This is a genomic window from Jiangella anatolica, assembly GCF_003236295.1.
Lineage (GTDB): Bacteria > Actinomycetota > Actinomycetes > Jiangellales > Jiangellaceae > Jiangella > Jiangella anatolica.
This window is the reverse complement of record NZ_POTW01000017.1, coordinates 76,819-92,165: the sequence shown is the minus strand read 5'-3', so window position 1 is coordinate 92,165 and position 15,347 is coordinate 76,819. Positions and strand designations below refer to the sequence as shown.

The 15,347-nt window shown below is 73.2% G+C and carries 15 protein-coding genes; 7 read left to right on the top strand and 8 right to left on the bottom strand.

All coding sequences use genetic code 11. The features are described 5' to 3' along the window. A partial coding sequence (locus C1I92_RS09565; protein ID WP_199521096.1) for an IS1380 family transposase occupies window positions 1–999 on the top strand: 999 nt, incomplete at its 5' end. Between the two features lie 299 nt (window positions 1,000–1,298). Here C1I92_RS09565 and C1I92_RS09560 read toward each other — a convergent pair. From C1I92_RS09560 to C1I92_RS09550, 3 genes are read right to left on the bottom strand one after another with little or no spacing between them, the layout of a single operon-like run. Then, complete coding sequence (locus C1I92_RS09560; RefSeq protein WP_111254438.1) at window positions 1,299–1,970, bottom strand: cation diffusion facilitator family transporter; 672 nt, start codon at window positions 1,968–1,970, stop codon at window positions 1,299–1,301. Continuing rightward, window positions 1,961–2,290 carry an ArsR/SmtB family transcription factor gene (locus tag C1I92_RS09555; RefSeq protein WP_111254437.1) on the bottom strand — a complete coding sequence of 110 codons (330 nt, stop codon included), beginning with the start codon at window positions 2,288–2,290 and terminating at the stop codon, window positions 1,961–1,963. The genes C1I92_RS09560 and C1I92_RS09555 overlap by 10 nt, the downstream gene beginning before the upstream one ends. 28 nt (window positions 2,291–2,318) lie before the next feature. Continuing rightward, window positions 2,319–3,554, bottom strand: a complete 1,236-nt coding sequence (locus C1I92_RS09550; RefSeq protein ID WP_111254436.1) for an FAD-dependent oxidoreductase — start codon at window positions 3,552–3,554, stop codon at window positions 2,319–2,321. Between the two features lie 77 nt (window positions 3,555–3,631). Here C1I92_RS09550 and C1I92_RS09545 point away from each other — a divergent pair, with 77 nt between their 5' ends. Both C1I92_RS09545 and C1I92_RS09540 read left to right on the top strand, forming a co-directional pair. Continuing rightward, window positions 3,632–4,447: a helix-turn-helix domain-containing GNAT family N-acetyltransferase gene (locus C1I92_RS09545; protein WP_111254435.1), complete on the top strand. Its 816-nt coding sequence runs from the start codon at window positions 3,632–3,634 to the stop codon at window positions 4,445–4,447. A 4-nt stretch (window positions 4,448–4,451) separates the two neighbouring features. Further along, complete coding sequence (locus C1I92_RS09540) at window positions 4,452–4,868, top strand: PaaI family thioesterase (protein ID WP_111254434.1); 417 nt, start codon at window positions 4,452–4,454, stop codon at window positions 4,866–4,868. 10 nt (window positions 4,869–4,878) lie between these two features. Here the strand turns inward: C1I92_RS09540 and C1I92_RS09535 are convergent, their stop codons facing one another. From C1I92_RS09535 to C1I92_RS09525, 3 genes are all read right to left on the bottom strand, one after another. After that, a complete protein-coding gene (locus C1I92_RS09535; RefSeq protein ID WP_111254433.1) occupies window positions 4,879–5,853 on the bottom strand; it encodes an aldo/keto reductase in 975 nt (324 codons plus the stop codon). Between the two features lie 274 nt (window positions 5,854–6,127). Then, window positions 6,128–6,922 carry an MBL fold metallo-hydrolase gene (locus tag C1I92_RS09530; protein WP_111254432.1) on the bottom strand — a complete coding sequence of 265 codons (795 nt, stop codon included), beginning with the start codon at window positions 6,920–6,922 and terminating at the stop codon, window positions 6,128–6,130. Further along, complete coding sequence (locus C1I92_RS09525; protein WP_111254431.1) at window positions 6,919–7,713, bottom strand: alpha/beta hydrolase; 795 nt, start codon at window positions 7,711–7,713, stop codon at window positions 6,919–6,921. The genes C1I92_RS09530 and C1I92_RS09525 overlap by 4 nt, the downstream gene beginning before the upstream one ends. Window positions 7,714–7,813: 100 nt before the next feature. On the opposite strand from C1I92_RS09525, the gene C1I92_RS09520 reads away from it, so the two are divergent. The 4 genes from C1I92_RS09520 to C1I92_RS09505 all read left to right on the top strand — a co-directional run bounded on the left by C1I92_RS09520 (window position 7,814) and on the right by C1I92_RS09505 (window position 12,261). Then, the gene (locus C1I92_RS09520) at window positions 7,814–8,764 is read left to right on the top strand and encodes a GlxA family transcriptional regulator (RefSeq protein WP_158564059.1); all 951 of its coding nucleotides are present in this window, start codon (window positions 7,814–7,816) and stop codon (window positions 8,762–8,764) included. A 17-nt stretch (window positions 8,765–8,781) separates the two neighbouring features. Next, complete coding sequence (locus tag C1I92_RS09515) at window positions 8,782–9,792, top strand: PIN domain-containing protein (protein WP_111254429.1); 1,011 nt, start codon at window positions 8,782–8,784, stop codon at window positions 9,790–9,792. 97 nt (window positions 9,793–9,889) lie between these two features. Continuing rightward, entirely contained in the window at window positions 9,890–10,861 is a 972-nt protein-coding gene (locus tag C1I92_RS09510; protein ID WP_111254428.1) for a serine hydrolase domain-containing protein, read from the top strand. A 56-nt stretch (window positions 10,862–10,917) separates the two neighbouring features. Then, on the top strand, window positions 10,918–12,261 hold the full coding sequence (locus C1I92_RS09505; protein WP_199521095.1) for an MFS transporter: 1,344 nt from the start codon (window positions 10,918–10,920) through the stop codon (window positions 12,259–12,261). A 95-nt stretch (window positions 12,262–12,356) separates the two neighbouring features. On the opposite strand, the gene C1I92_RS09500 is transcribed toward C1I92_RS09505, so the two are convergent. Together C1I92_RS09500 and C1I92_RS09495 are read right to left on the bottom strand one after the other, a co-directional pair. Next, window positions 12,357–14,036: an N-acyl-D-amino-acid deacylase family protein gene (locus tag C1I92_RS09500; RefSeq protein ID WP_111254427.1), complete on the bottom strand. Its 1,680-nt coding sequence runs from the start codon at window positions 14,034–14,036 to the stop codon at window positions 12,357–12,359. Further along, window positions 14,033–15,208, bottom strand: coding sequence for a mandelate racemase/muconate lactonizing enzyme family protein (locus C1I92_RS09495; RefSeq protein WP_111254426.1), 1,176 nt, complete (start codon window positions 15,206–15,208; stop codon window positions 14,033–14,035). Before C1I92_RS09495 ends, C1I92_RS09500 begins: the two co-directional genes overlap by 4 nt. Window positions 15,209–15,347 lie beyond the last annotated feature (139 nt).

Sequence of the window (15,347 nt, the reverse complement as noted above, 5' to 3'; positions counted from 1 at the left end):
GGCAGGGGCGACGGGGGTCAGGTGGTCGTGGACCTGGATGCCACGCTGGTGAGCGCGCACTCGGAGAAGGAACACGCCGAGCCGACGTTTAAGAAGACGTTCGGGTTCTCACCGATGTGCGCGTTTGTCGACCACGGCGAGCATGGCACCGGTGAGGTGTTGGCGCTGGACCTGCGGCCGGGAAAGGCGTCGCCGCACGACAGCGCCGACCACATCACCGTCCTGACCGCAGCGCTGGCCCAGCTCCCCGGACTCGAGCGTGATCGCGTGCTGGTCCGCGCCGACACGGGGGCGTGTTCGAAGGCGTTCTTGCATCACGTCACCGACGCCGGGTTGGAGTACTCGGTCGGGTTCCCCGCCTTGGGCACGGTCAAGGCCGCGGTCGAGGCGATCCCGCGGCAGGCGTGGCGAGCCGCCGTCGATTCCGACGGAAACCCTCGCGCCGGAGCCCAGGTCGCCGAGCTCACCGCCTGGATGCCGACCCCGACGAAACCGACCCGCTCGCCGGCCCGGTTCGGACCCCAGCACTGGCCCGAGGGCATGCGGGTCATCGCGCGGCGCGAACGCCCCCACCCCGGCGCACAGTTACGGCTGACCGACCACCAGGGGTGGAGGATCACCTGCTTCGCCACCAACACCACCGGCGGCCGGCTGGCCGAGCTCGAGGTCCGGCACCGGCTGCGTGCCCGCGCCGAGGACCGCATCCGCGCCCTGAAAGACACCGGCATGCGCAACCTGCCCTTCCACGGCTACACCCAGAACCAGATCTGGCTCGAGATCGTCGCGCTGGCCGCCGACCTGCTCACCTGGACCCAAACCCTGGCCTTCGACGAACACGAACCAGCACGCCGCTGGGAACCCAAACGGCTCCGGCTCAGGATCCTGGCCGTCGCCGGACGGATCATCCGCACCGGACGCCGACAACAACTCCGACTACCCCGCGCCTGGCCATGGAACCGGCTCATCGACACCGGCTGGGCCACACTGCGAACCACCTGACCATCAGACCCCGGCCCGACAACCGAGGAACCCGGAGAGCCGGCGGACCCAGCGCCGGCAACCGAGCACGCCTCCCCGAAGCCGCCCCCACACGCACAAACCTCAACAGCAACCCAGCGGCCAGGCGAAACATCGAGGCTAGGGGGTGTCCCGTGGATATTGGTGGATGCGGGCGGCGTCCAGGCGTCGGTCCAGCAAGGCGTCGAAGTAGCTCAATGCGGCTCCATGGGTGATGACACAACGCAGCTGGTCGGCGTCTGGGCGTCGATCCGCGCCGCCGAAGATCCACGGGACACCCCCTAGCAGCAGTCGCAGTCCGGCCCGCAGCCGTCGGCCTCGGGGTCGCGCAGCAGCGCGCCGGCCGACGTCGCGCACGAGTCGCCGCGCCAGGCCTCGATGCCCTCGCGGACGGCGAACCCCGCGATGGCCAGCGCCGCCAGCGGGTCGGCCCACCACCAGCCCAGCGCGGAGTTCAGCACCAGCCCGGCCAGCAGCACCGCCGACAGGTAGGTGCAGATCAGCGTCTGCTTCGAGTCCGCGACGACGGCGGCGGAGCCCAGCTCGCGCCCGGTCCGCCGCTCCACGTACGACAGCGCCGGCATGACCGCCAGGCTGACCGCCGCCAGCACGATGCCGACCGAGCTGTGCTCGGGCTCCGCGCCGCCGGCCAGCGCCCGAACCGCCTCGAACCCGACGTACGCGGCGAGGGCGAAGAACGAGAACGCGACGATCCGCAACGCCGTGCGCTCGCGCGCCTCGTGGTCGCGGCCGGCGAACTGCCAGGCGATCGCCGCCGCGGACACGACCTCGACGACGGAGTCCAGGCCGAACCCGATCAGCGCCGCCGACGACGCCGCCGCGCCGGCCGTAATCGCCACGACCGCCTCGACGACGTTGTAGCCGATCGTCGTCGCGACGACCAGGCGCACCCGGCGGCGCAGCACGTCGCGCCGCCCCGTGGTCACCGGCATGTGCACCCCTCCGGCCCGCAGCAGTCCGGGTCGACCACCAGCACCAGCCGCAGCAACTCGCCCAGCGCGACGCCGAGGTGCGCGTCGGCCAGCCGGTACCGCGTCCGCCGCCCCTCCGGCTCGCCGTGCACCAGGCCGCAGCCGCGCAGGCAGGCGAGCTGGTTCGACATCACCTGCTTCGAGACGCCGAGCGCGGCGGCCAGGTCGGACGGGAACGCCGGCTCGTCACGCAGCGCCAGCAGGATCCGCGCCCGGGTGCCGTCGGACAGCGCGTATCCCAGCCGCGCCAGCGCGTCGGTGTGTTCGGCGGTCACCGTCATGCGACGGACAGTACAGCAAACGCTGTACTCAGGGAACCCGGGCGGTCAGCTGGATCAGCTCGGGCTCGCAGCAGCCGGAGCCGCCCGAGCCGCCGCAGACGCCGGTCTCGGGCAGCGTCAGCTCGACCCGCTCGGCCGCCGCGTGGTCGCCGGCGAACGCCGCGGCGATGCTGCGGACCTGCTCATAGCCGGTGAGCGCGAGGAACGTCGGCGCCCGGCCGTAGCTCTTCATCCCGGCGAGGTAGACCCCTGGCTCGGGGTGGGCCAGCTCGCGGACGCCGTGCGGCGGGACGGTGCCGCAGGAGTGCACGGCCGGGTCGATCAGCGGCGCCAGCCGGACCGGCGCCTGGACCACCGGGTCCAGCTCCAGCCGCAGCTCCGACAGCCAGGAGAGGTCCGGGCGCAGCCCCGTCAGCGCGAGGACGTGGTCGACGGCGCCGACGGAGCGGCCGTCGGCGGCGACCAGCGTCAGCCGTCCATCCGCATCCGTGTGGACCTCCGCCGTGCGGAAGCCGGTCAGCACCCGCACGCCGCCCGCCTCGACCGCCGCACGGGCGCGGTCGCCGAGCCGGCCGCGGGCCGGCAGCTCGTCGGCGGCTCCCCCGCCGAAGGTGTCGCCGATGCCGCCGCGACGCAGCAGCCACGTCACCGATGTGTCACTGTTCCGGCTGGTCAGCGACACGAGAGCGGTCAGTGCGGAATGCCCGTTCCCCGCGACGACGACGTGCCCGCCGGGGCTCGCGACGGGGATCCGGTAGCCGATCCGGCCGGCCGCGGCTGCGGCCCGCTCCCCCAGCGCCGGCAGCCCGTCGCCGCCCAGCGGGTTCGGCCGGGTCCAGGTGCCGGTCGCGTCGATCAGCCCGCGGGCGCGGACCCGCTCCTCCCGGCCGTCGGCGTGCCGGACGTGGACGGTGAGCGACTCGCCGTCGCGACGGGCGGCGCCGACCACCTCCGCGCCGGTCCGCACCCGATCGCCGAGCGCGGCCGCCAGGGGCTCCAGATAGTCGCGGACCCACTCGGCCCCGGTCGGGTACACGTCGTCCGGCGGGGGCGCCCAGCCCGACGGCGTCAGCAGCCGCCGGGCGGCCGGCGCCACCAGCTCCGGCCAGGCCGAGAACAGCCGGACGTGGCCCCACTCGGCGACCGCCGCGCCCGCCGTCGCGCCCCGCTCGAACACGACGACCTCGACACCGCGCTCGGCCAGCTCCGCCGCGGCCGCCAGGCCCACGGGGCCGCCGCCGGCCACCACCACCGGATCCGTCATGACTCACTCGCTTTCATCGACAATCTTCGATGAACAGGATGGCGCATTCATCGACGTTTGTCGATAAAATGCGTCGCATGACGACCCTCCCGGCCGACGACGCCGCCGAGTATGCCGACTGCTTCGCCGCCCTCGCCGACCCCACCCGGGTCCGGCTGCTGCACGCCGTCGCCACCTCGAACGGCGGGCTGACGGTGGGCGAACTGGCCGATGGGCTCGGCATCGGCCAGTCGACCGCCTCGCACCACGTGCGCAAGCTGGCGGCGGCACGGTTCGTGTACGTGGAGAAGGCCGGCACCAGCACCCGGGTCACGGTCAACGAGGCCTGCTGCACCGGCCTGCCGCACATGGCCGACGTCGTCATGGGCGTCGCCGGCGCGGTGCGGCCGTGCTGCCCCGACGACGTGCCGGCCGACGTCGCGGTCCGAGCGCTCACCGACGACGACTGGCCGGCGGTGCGGCGGATCTACCGCGAGGGCATCGACACCGGCATCGCCACGTTCGAGACGTCGGTGCCGTCGAGCAGCGGGCTGGCGGCGCGCTGGCTGCCCGGGCACCGCTGGGTCGCGGAGGTCGGCGGCGACGTCGTCGGCTGGACCGCCGTCGCACCCGCCTCCGGCCGGGACTGCTACCGCGGCGTCGGCGAGACGTCGGTCTACGTCGCGAGCGAGGCGCGCGGCCGCGGCGTCGGGAAGGCGCTGCTGCGCCGCCAGGTCACGGCCGCCGACGCTGCCGGCATCTGGACGCTGCAGACGTCGGTGTTCACCGAGAACCGGGCCAGTCTGTCGCTGCATCACCAGGCCGGCTACCGCACCGTCGGCGTCCGCGAGCGGATCGCGCAACGCGACGGCGCCTGGCACGACACCGTTCTGCTGGAGCGGCGGGCATCATGATCGCATGACGGCACTCAGCTCCGCGGCCGGCGACGCGATCCTCGCCGCGAACTTCGCCCCCTGGGTCCAGGACCTCGGCCTCGCCGTGGTCGACATGAGCGAGTCGCATGCGACGCTGCGGCTGCCGTGGAGCGACCGGCTGGCCCGCGAGGGCGGCGCCCTGTCCGGACAGGCGCTCATGGCGGCCGCCGACACCGCGACGGTGCTGGCGCTCAGCACCGCGCTCGGCGGCTACCGGCCGATGACCACCGTCCAGCAGTCGACCACGTTCCAGCGTCCGGTCGTCGACGCGGACGTGCTGGTGACGGCGCTGGTCAGCAAGCTCGGCCGCACGCTGGCGTTCACCGAGGTCACGATGACCGCGGACGACGACGACCGCACCGTCGCCCAGGCGGCGACGGTGTACGCGCTGCTCGGCTGAGGCGCCGCCGTCAGGAGAAGCCGGTCGGCAGCCGCGGCGTGTACGGCGCCTCCAGCGCGTCCACCTCGTCGTCCGTGAGCTCGACGTCGAGCGCCGCGACGGCGTCGGCCAGGTGGTGCGGCTTGGTGGCGCCGACGATCGGCGCGGTGACGACCGGGTTGCGCAGCACCCACGCCAGCGCGACCTGCGCCATCGGCAGGCCGCGCGCCTCGGCGACCCGCTGGACGGCGTCGGCGATCGGCTTGTCGGCCTCCTCGGTGTAGCGCTGTTGCATGAGCGTGTCGACGTCGCCGCGGGTGGTGCGCTCGCCCCACGGCCGGGTCAGCCGGCCCTTGCCCAGCGGGCTCCACGGGATGCTGCCGACGCCCTGGTCGGCGAGCAGCGCGAACAGCTCCCGCTCGTCCTCGCGCTGCATGAGGCTGTACTGGTTCTGCATCGAGATGAACCGGGTCCAGCCGCCGAGGTCGGCGGTGTACTGCAGCTTCGCGAACTGCCACGCCCACATCGACGACGCGCCGAGGTAGCGCACCTTGCCCGCCTTGACGACGTCGTGCAGCGCCTCCATCGTCTCCTCGGCCGGCACCTCCGGGTCCAGCCGGTGGATCTGGTAGAGGTCGACATAGTCGGTGCCGAGCCGCGCCAGCGACGCGTCGATCTGCTCCATGATCGCCTTGCGTGACAGCCCGGAGCCGCCGGGGCCGTCGTGCATCGGGAAGAACACCTTCGTCGCCAGGACGATGTCCTCGCGCCGCGTGTAGCGCCGGATCGCCCGGCCCACGATCTCCTCCGACGACCCGTAGCCGTAGGTGTTCGCGGTGTCCCAGAACGTGATGCCGAGGTCCACCGCCTGCCGGAAGATCGGCTCGGCCGCTGTGTCATCGAGTGCCCAGTCGTCGTAGCCGCGGGACCGGTCGCCGAAGCTCATGCAGCCGAGCACGATGCGGCTCACCTTCAGGCCCGAGCCGCCGAGCCGGGTGTACTCCATCTCCGCTCCCTGTCCTCGACGCTGCCGACCGGCTCCATCCTCCCGTACGGCGCCTTGGCACGCCCGAGCGCTCCACAACCCGGACGAATCGGTCGCCACAACGACGCCTCAGCGTGCCAAGGCGGCCGCAGCGGCCACTCAGGTCACTCGAGCTGCCGACCGGCTCCATCCTCCCGTACGGCGCCTTGGCACGCCCGAGCGCTCCGCAACCCGGACGAATCGGGCGGCTCAACGACGCCTCAGCGTGCCAAGGCGGCCGCGGCGGCTACTCAGGTCAGTCGAGCGACGTTGCCACGCCGAGGTCGAGGCGGCGGATCCGCGCCCGGACGTCCGGCGGCGCGGCCGCGAGGGCGGCGTCCAGGCCGGCCGGGCCGTCGGCGAAGTGCGACCAGCCCTCGTAGTGCACCGGAACCGCCAGCCGCGGCCGCAGCGCCGCGACCAGCGACACCGCGTCGCGGCCGGTCATCGTGTAGCGCAGCGGCCCGCTGACGCCGAACCGCACGCCACCCACATGCACCAGCGCGACGTCCACGGCCAGGGACGACGCCACCGACCGCAGCGCGCCATAGAGGACGGTGTCGCCGGTGATCCACAGCGCGACGTCCGAGGCGTCGCCCAGACGCAGCGCGAAGCCGACCACGTCGCCGACGATCGGACGGGACAGCGGCGGGCCGTGCCGGGCCGGCGTCGCGGTGACGGAGAGGTCGGGCCGGCCGCGCCCACCCGGCAGCACCGTCGACGCCCCGGCGATGAGCCCCCGCACGCCGCCGGAACCGGCGCCGCCCAGCCGGCGCGCTCCGGACGCCGTCGTCACCACCACGTCCGCCGACTCCAGCAGACCCCGCCCGAGCCGGTCCAGGTTGTCGGCGTGGTGGTCGTGCGTCAGCAGCACCGCGTCGACCCGGCCGACGTCGGCCGGGTCGACGGCCGGACCGATCAGCTTGCGCGACGACGAGCCCCGCCCGAAGGAATATCGGCCGCCGGGCGGGTCGAACGTCGGGTCGGTCAGCAGCCGCCACCCGTCCACCTCGATGAGGACGGTGGGGCCGCCGATATGGGTGAGGATCAACGCGCGTGCTCGACAGCCCAGGCGAGGACCTCGTCGGCGATCCGCTCCCAGCCGTCCTGCGCCGGCAGCAGGTGCGCGTAGCCCTCGTACTCCCGGATCTCGGTGACGGTGTCGGACTTGTAATGCTTGAGGTTCGACTGCTGGATCGCCGGCGGCATGATGTGGTCCTCGCTGCCGGACACGAACAGCAGCGGCGCACGGTCGTCGTTCTTGTAGTCGACCCAGGTCTCCTGCGGGCCGGGCTGGAAGTTGGCCAGCACGCTCCCCCACAGGATGCCGCCGTTGGCGGGGATGTGGTACCGCTCGTACAGCGCGTTCGACTCCTCCTCGGTGAAGGTGTTGGTGAACGCGTAGTGCCACTGCTCGGCCGTCAGTCCGACGGCCTTGTGTCGGTTGGCCGGGCTCTTCAGCACCGGGAACGTCGACTTGACCTGCGAGAACGGCACGACCTTGACGCCCTCGGTCGGCGCGGAGTTCAGGGCGACACCGGCGGCGCCGAACCCGTGGTCGAGCAGGATCTGGGTGAACGCGCCGCCGGCGGAGTGGCCCATGATGATCGGCGGGCGGTCCAGTTCGCGGAGGACGGCCTCGATCTTCTCGATGATCGCGGGGACGGTGACGTCGACGATGATCTGCGGGCTCTCGCGCAGCGCCTCGACCTCCACCTCGAAGCCCGGGTAGCCAGGCGCGATGACCTTGTACCCCTTCGCCTCGTAGTGGGTGATCCAGTTCTCCCAGCTCCGGGGCGTGACCCAGAAGCCGTGCACGAGCACGATGGTGTCCGGTTCCATGGTGCGATCATCGTGGGCAACGTCCTGGCCAGGCACTACGCTGAGCGTCAGAGTTCCCACGATTCGCGCCACCGGGGGGTAGCAATTGGGGCGTCACCGCGTGGCCGTGCTCGTGCTCGGCGGGACGTTCGTCCTCGACCTCGCAGTGGCGGTGCAGGCGTTCGGTCGCCGCCCGTCGGTGTTCGCCAAGATCCGCGACGAGCCCGAGACGCCGTACGAGATCGGCGTCTGCGGCCAGGCGCCCACCCCGACGTCGCTCGGCTTCACCATCGCGGACCTCAAGCCGCTGGACTGGATCGCCGGCGCCGACACCGTCGTCGTCCCCGGGCTGGAGGCGCCGTGGGCGCCGCAGGACCCGGCCGTCCTCGCCGCCGTCACCCGGGCCGCGGCCGACGGCGCCCGGCTGGTCTCGCTGTGCGCGGGCGCGTTCGTGCTCGGGCAGGCCGGCGTACTCGACGGGCGCCGCGTCACGACCCACTGGGCGCTGGCCGACGAGTTCCGCGCGGCGTTCCCGGCGACCGAGCTGGTCGAGCACGCCATGTACGTCGACGACGGCCAGGTCCTGTCGTCGGGCGGCATGCTCGCCGCGGCCGACCTGTGCCTCTACGTGCTCGGCCAGGACCACGGCCAGTCCTACGCCAACGATGTCTCCCGGGTGCTGGTCAGCCCGCCGCACCGCACCGGGGGCCAGGCCGTGTATGCCCGGCCCCGCCCGCGCCCGGCCGGCCCGCTGGCCCCCGTCCTCGACTGGCTGGACGAGCACCTCGCCGAGCCGCTCAGCGTCGGCGCCGTCGCCGCGCAGGCGCACATGAGCCCGCGCACGCTGGAGCGGCGGTTCCGCGAGGAGACCGGCGACAGCCTGGCGGCCTGGCTGGCCCGGCGGCGGGTCGAGCGGGCGCGTGTGCTGCTCGAGGACTCCCGGCTGACGGTGACGCAGGTCGCCCACGCCGCCGGGTTCGGCTCGACGGAGTCGATGCGCCGGCATTTCCACACCCACACCGGCACCACGCCGAGCGTGTACCGCGAGACCTTCCGCGGCGGCGCCCCCTAGCGGCGTAGCCTGCCGGTGTGGACGACGAGGATCGCATCGCCCTGTTCCTTGACTACGAGAACCTGGCCATCGGCGCCCGCCAGGACCTGAGGCTGGCCTTCGACGTGCGGCCGATCGCCGACGCGCTGGCCGAGCGCGGCCGCGTGGTGGTGCGGCGGGCGTACGCGGACTGGTCGTACTTCGACGAGGACCGGCGGATGCTCACCCGCTCGCACGTCGAGCTGATCGAGATGCCGCAGCGGATGGGCACGTCGCGCAAGAACGCCGCCGACATCAAGCTGGCCGTCGACGCGGTGGAGTTGGCGTTCGTGCGCGACTACGTGTCGACGTTCGTCGTGTGCACCGGCGACAGCGACTTCACCCCGCTCGTGTACAAGCTGCGCGAGCTGAACAAGAGCGTGATCGGCGTCGGCATCCGGGCGTCGACGTCGGCGCTGCTGCCGCCCGCGTGCGACGAGTTCCTCTACTACGACGACCTGGAGGGGATCGAGCCGCCGCCGGTCGCGGAACCGGCGCCGGCCGGCGACCGGACCGACCGGCCGGACCGCGACCTCGACGACCTCGCCGGCGTCGTGGCGCAGAGCGTCGCCGGGTTGCAGCGCACCGGCGGCCCGGTGACGGCGTCGACGCTGAAGCGGACGCTGCTGCGCAAGGACCCGACGTTCAACGAGGCCGACCACGGCTTCCGCGCCTTCGGCGAGCTGCTGCGCCACCTCGCCGACCGGCACGTCATCGAGCTCGCCGACGGCTCGGCCAAGGGCGACCCGGAGGTGCTGCTCGCGTCGCTGGACGGCCAGCAGGAGGCGTTCGAGTTGCTCCGCTCGGTGGTCGAGGAGCTCACCGCGAAGCAGGGCCCGGTCGCGCTGTCCGGGCTGAAGGACCAGCTGCGCCGGGTGCGGCCCGACTTCGGCGAGCAGGCGCTCGGGTTCCGCAGCTTCCTGCAGTTCGCCCGGGCCGCCGCCACCACCGGCGCGATCGAGCTGCGCTGGGACGACGCCGCCGGCGACTACCTGCTCACCGTCACCTGATCGTTCTCTGGAGAACGATCAGGTGACATTCCGGGCGCAGCCGTCCAGCCTGTCACCTTTGGTTGACACGCTCGCACCGTCAACCTATGTTGACACCATGACCGCGCAGGTAGCCGGCGACGCCGCGCTCGGGCTGCGGCTGGCCGGGCTGCTCGGCCGCCGCCACCCGGTCGCCGCGGCCGCCGTCGTCACCCCGTCCGCCGTCCGCACGACCGCCAACGGCGCGGGCCTGGACTCCGACTTCGAGCTCGCGTCGGTGTCGAAGGCGCTGACCGGCCTGCTCTACGCCGACGCGCTGGACCGCGGCGAGGTCCGGCCCGGCAGCACGCTCGGCGAGCTGCTGCCGCTGGACGACGCGCCGGTCGCGGCCGTCCGGCTGGACGCGCTCAGCACGCACCGCGGCGGCCTCCCCCGGCTGCCGGCCGCCGCGCGGCCGTGGCGGCGCACCGTCGAGCTGATGCGGCACGGCGTCAACCCGTACCGCGAGAGCCTGGACGAGCTGTTCGCCCAGGCCCGCACGGTGCGGGTGCGGCCGAGCCCGAAGCCGCGCTACTCCAACCTCGGCTTCGAGCTGCTCGGGCACGCGGTCGCCGCCGCGGCCGGCACGACCTACGCCGACCTGGTCCAGCAGCGGCTGGCCGGGCCGCTGGAGCTGACCGGCCTCTACGTCCCGGACGACGCATCGCGGTTGCGGCCGACGGCGCTGGCCGGACGCAGCCGCGGCGGCCGGCCGCGGGAGCCGTGGGCCAACGCCGCGCTCGGCCCGGCCGGCGGCGTCCGCGCGTCGATCGCCGACCTCGCCCGGCTGATCGATGCGCTGCTGGACGGGACGGCGCCCGGCATGGCCGCGCTGGATCCGGTCACGCGGTTCGGCGCCGGGACACGGATCGGCGCCGGCTGGGTCACGACGACGGTGCGCGGCCGGTCCGTCACCTGGCACAACGGCGCGACGGGCGGCTTCCGCTCCTGGATCGGCCTGGACCGGGCCGCCGACACCGGCGTCGCGATCCTCTCCGCCACCGCGGCCTCGGTCGACGGCCCCGGGTTCGGCCTGCTCTCGTCGCCCTGAACGGCCTGATATATGGTTGCACCAAGCAACCAATCCCCGCCCCGGCAGGAGCCCGCATGACAGCCACGGTCGTCGACGGCCGCACGGACACCCGCCGGACGCCGACACCGGGACTCACGCTGCTCGCGCTGGGCGCCGCCGGCCTGGTCGTGTCGCTGCAGCAGACGCTCGTGCTGCCGCTGCTCCCCCGGCTGCAGGCCGCCTTCGACACGTCCGTCACGTCCGTCACGTGGGTGTTCACCGCGACGCTGCTGGCCGGCGCGGTCGCGACGCCGCTGCTGTCGCGGTTCGGCGACATGTACGGCAAGAAGCGCATGGTCGTCGTGACGATGGCGCTGCTGGTCGCCGGCTCGGTGGTGTGCGCCCTGTCGGACTCGCTCGGCGTGCTGATCGCCGGCCGGGCCCTGCAGGGCGCGGCGTCGGCGGTGATCCCGCTGGCCATCGGGATGATCCGGGACACCTTCCCGCGCGAGCGGGTGATGGCGTCGATCGGCATCGTCAGCGCGACGCTGGGCATCGGCGGCAGCGCCGGCATGCTCGTCACCGGCGTCATCGCCGAGCACACCAGCAGCTACCACCCGGTGTTCTGGATCTCCGCCGGCATGGGCTGCCTCGCGCTGGTGCTCGTGCTCGCGTTCACCGGGTCCACCGGCACCCGGCCGGGCGGCCGTCCCGACATCGCCGGCGCGGTGCTGCTGGCCGGCTGGCTGGTCGCGCTGCTGCTGGGGATCAGCCAGGGCAACACCTGGGGCTGGACCGACGCGCGCACGCTCGGCCTGTTCGCCGCCGCAGTCGTGGTCTGCGCGACGTGGGTGCTGGTGGAGCGGCGGGTTCGGGAGCCGCTCGTGCACCTGAAGCTGCTGACCGGGCCGCGGTCGCTGTCGGCGAACCTGGCCTCCGTGCTGCTCGGTTTCGCGATGTTCGCCGGGTTCACGCTCGTGTCGAGCCTCATCCAGACGCCGTCGGCCGTCGCTGGGTACGGCCTGTCCGGCCAGGTCATCGACGTCGGGCTGTACATGTTGCCGAGCACGGTGACGATGCTGCTCTTCTCGGTGCTGGCCGGACGGTTCGAGGCCCGGCTCGGCGCCGCGTTCACGCTCGCCGTCGGCGCGCTGTTCGCCGCCGTCAGCTACGTGTGGCTGGCACTGAACCACGACACCGCGCTGGAACTGATGATCTTCAGCGGGATCCAGGGCATCGGCTTCGGCGTCTCCTATGCGGCGCTCGGCACGCTCGCCGTCGAGCACGTCCCGATGAGCCAGAGCGGCATCGCCAGCGGCATCAACTCACTGGTGCGGACGGCCGGCGGGAGCGTCGCCAGCGCCGCGACCGCCGCCATCCTCACCGCCCAGCTGATCGAGAACACGGCGATCCCGCAGGTCGACGGCTACGTGATCTAGTTCGTGCTGGCGGCCGTCGCGGCCGCGCTGACAGCCGTCATCGCCGCCGTCCACGGGGTGCGGCACCGCCGCCCGGCGCCGGTGCCGCTCGCGGCTCAGCCCTCCGCCGCAGTCTCCGCCGCCACCGGCTCCGCTGTCGTCGGGACCAGCGGCGCCGACGGGGCTCGCCCGTAGGCTGGACCCCGCAGCGCCCGCCCCGGCCGGGCGCCGGTCATCGAGCCGTCACGCAGCACCGCGACCCCGGACACGAACACGTCCGACACGCCCTCGGCGAGCTGGCGGGGCCGCTCGAAGTTCGCCGGCGCCATGCTGTGCTCCAGCGAGAACACGATCACGTCGGCGACCGCGCCGTCGCGCAGCACACCCCGGTCCGGCAGCCCGAGCCGCTGCGCCGGGAACGACGACATCTTGCGCACCGCCTCCGGCAGCGACAGCAACCGCTCCTCCCGGACGAAGTCGGCCAGCACGCGGGTGAAGCAGCCGTACGCCCGCGGGCTCGGCGCCAGCCCGATGAACACCGCGTCACTGGCGATCATGCCGAGCGGGTGGCAGACGAACTTCCACAGCGTCATCGCGTGCGGGCTGGGCCGGGTGAACGTCGCGCCCGGGTTGGCCGCGACGAGCTCGCAGATCACCCGGCCGAGCGGGACGCCGAGCGTGCTGACCACCTCGGACAGGTACCAGCCCTCGAACCGGTCGTGCTCGGCGCTGGTCAGGTAGCCCAGCCGCAGGTCCGAGAACGGCGCGCTGGCGACGTACTGCCGGGCCGCCCCGCTGGACTCCACCTCGGCGGCGATGCGGTCCCGGGTCGCGGCGTCGGCCAGCCGTGCGCGCAGCCGGTCCGGCCCGCCCTCCTGGGCCCACAGCGGCAGCAGCCGGCTCAGCCGGGTCCCGCCCCACTCGTAGGTGTAGGTGTCGAACGTGACGTCCAGCCCGCCGTCGCGCTCGGCCTGCAGCAGGTCCAGCATCCGCTGCGCGCCGCCGGTGTAGGTGGCCCGGGCGGACCGGGAGAAGTGCGTCACCTGCAGCGGCGCGCCCGAACGGCGGGAGATCTCGGCCGCCTCGCGGAACGGGTCGAGGTAGGTGTCGCCCAGCCCGTAGCGCACGTGGGTGTGGTAGATCCCGCCCAGCTCGGCCGCCTCGGCCGCCAGCGCGACCAGCTCGTCGGTGGTCGCGTGCGCGCCCGGCGGGTAGTCCAGGCCGGTGGACAGCCCGAACGCGCCGTCGTACATCGCCTCGCGGACCTGGGCCCGCATCCGGTCCAGCGCAACGCCGTCCGCGACGCCGGGCTCCCAGCCCAGCGCGTTCACCCGCAGCGCCGTGTTGCCGACCATCGTCGCGACGTTCACCGCGAGCCGCCGGTCGTAGGCGTCCAGCTGGTCGCCGATCGACCGCCAGCCCAGCGGCTGCGCCGGCAGCCCGGCGATGCCGGCGTTCTGGTCGGCGAACATGGCGAGGTCCTCCGGCCGCTCGAACGGCGCGTAGGACAGCCCGTCGACGCCGATCACCTCGGTGGTCACGCCCTGGCGGACCTTCATCTCCAGGTCCGGGTCGCCGAGCAGGACGAGATCGGAGTGGCTGTGCAGGTCGATGAACCCGGGCGCGACGATGTGACCGGTGGCGTCGACGCGCTCGCGCGCCGGCACGTCCGCCGTCGAGCCGCGCAGCAGCGTCACCCGTCCGTCCCGGATCCCCACGGCGGCCGTGAACGCCGGGTTGCCGGTGCCGTCGACGACCGCGCCGCCCTCGATGAGGACGTCGAAAGGGCCCGTCATCGGGTGCCGCCGAGGTCCAGCACGAACCGGGGCTCGGAGCGCTCCAGCTCGTCGATCCGCAGCCGCGGGCCCAGTCCCGGTGACTCGTCGACCCGCCAGAAGCCGTCGACGACCTGAGGCGCGTTCTCGACGTAGCGCTCCCAGTACGGTGCCTGCTCCGGCGTCAGCATCGACTCGCTGAGCAGGAAGTTCGGCAGCGTCGCGGACAGCTGCCAGGTGGCGGCGCTCTGCAGCGGGCCGAACGGGTTGTGGAACGCGACGGAGATGCCGTGCGCCTCGGCCAGCGTGGCGATCTTCTTCGCCGCCGTCAGCCCGCCGCAGATGCCGACATCGGGCTGGGCGACGCCCACCGTGTGCTGCTCGATGAACGGCGCGCTGGCCAGGTGGTTGCCCCACCGCTCGCCGGCCGCGATCGGCGTGCTGACCCGGCTGGACACCTCGCGCAGCCAGTCCGGCCGCTCGTAGGGCACCGGCTCCTCGATGAACGTCAGGTCGTACGGCGCCAGCGCCTCGGCCAGCCGGATCGCGCTGGGCACGTTGAGCCGCCCGTGGCAGTCGACCATGAGGTGGACGTCCGGGCCGGCGGCCTCGCGGGCGGCGGCGAAGTACTCGGCGATGTAGCCGAAGATCCACGGCGGCAGCAGCTCGGTCTCGGTCTGCCGCGGCGGCACCAGCTGGGCGTTCTCGTGCCGCACGCTGGTGACCTTCTCGTAGAACCCGGGCAGCGTCGTCTTGACGGCGGTGAACCCGGCGGCGACGCGGGCCCGCACCGTCTCGGCCAGCGCCTCCGGCGACTCGCCGGCCCGGGCGTGGGTGTAGACGCGCACCTCGTCGCGGAACGCGCCACCGAGCAGCCGGTGCACCGGCACGCCGAGCGCGCGGGCGTTGAGGTCCCACAGCGCCATGTCGATGGCGCTGATGCCGATGGTCAGCAGCGTCCCGCCGAGAAACGCGTCTCGGTACATCCGCTCGCTGAGCTGCTCGATCCGGGTCGGGTCCTGGCCGCGCAGCTCGTCGCCCAGTTCCTCGAGCAGAGCCACGACCGACCGTGTCCGCCGTCGCATCGCGACCTCGGCCTCCCCGACCGCGCCGTCGTCGGTCTCCACGCGCACGTATACGGCGTTGTACAGGCCGAAGTCCACCGGCCACGAGCGAATTCGATCGATCTTCATGGCACCTCCTTCCTAGAACCTAGGACTTAGGTGTTTACTACGCAAGTACTGAACTATGCTCGTGCCCGGCCACACCCCGGCAACGGTCGAGAGGAAGTGACGCGACGGTGGCGCGATCCGGCGCAGAGGTGGACGACCC

What these genes read in the sequence shown, in the direction of transcription:
- C1I92_RS09560 (WP_111254438.1), bottom strand. Translation starts at nt 1,970, where the DNA reads ATGCCGGTGACCACGGGGCGGCGCGACGTGCTGCGCCGCCGGGTGCGC.
- C1I92_RS09555 (WP_111254437.1), bottom strand. Translation starts at nt 2,290, where the DNA reads ATGACGGTGACCGCCGAACACACCGACGCGCTGGCGCGGCTGGGATAC.
- C1I92_RS09550 (WP_111254436.1), bottom strand. Translation starts at nt 3,554, where the DNA reads ATGACGGATCCGGTGGTGGTGGCCGGCGGCGGCCCCGTGGGCCTGGCG.
- C1I92_RS09545 (WP_111254435.1), top strand. Translation starts at nt 3,632, where the DNA reads ATGACGACCCTCCCGGCCGACGACGCCGCCGAGTATGCCGACTGCTTC.
- C1I92_RS09540 (WP_111254434.1), top strand. Translation starts at nt 4,452, where the DNA reads ATGACGGCACTCAGCTCCGCGGCCGGCGACGCGATCCTCGCCGCGAAC.
- C1I92_RS09535 (WP_111254433.1), bottom strand. Translation starts at nt 5,853, where the DNA reads ATGGAGTACACCCGGCTCGGCGGCTCGGGCCTGAAGGTGAGCCGCATC.
- C1I92_RS09525 (WP_111254431.1), bottom strand. Translation starts at nt 7,713, where the DNA reads ATGGAACCGGACACCATCGTGCTCGTGCACGGCTTCTGGGTCACGCCC.
- C1I92_RS09510 (WP_111254428.1), top strand. Translation starts at nt 9,890, where the DNA reads ATGACCGCGCAGGTAGCCGGCGACGCCGCGCTCGGGCTGCGGCTGGCC.
- C1I92_RS09505 (WP_199521095.1), top strand. Translation starts at nt 10,918, where the DNA reads ATGACAGCCACGGTCGTCGACGGCCGCACGGACACCCGCCGGACGCCG.
- C1I92_RS09500 (WP_111254427.1), bottom strand. Translation starts at nt 14,036, where the DNA reads ATGACGGGCCCTTTCGACGTCCTCATCGAGGGCGGCGCGGTCGTCGAC.
- C1I92_RS09495 (WP_111254426.1), bottom strand. Translation starts at nt 15,208, where the DNA reads ATGAAGATCGATCGAATTCGCTCGTGGCCGGTGGACTTCGGCCTGTAC.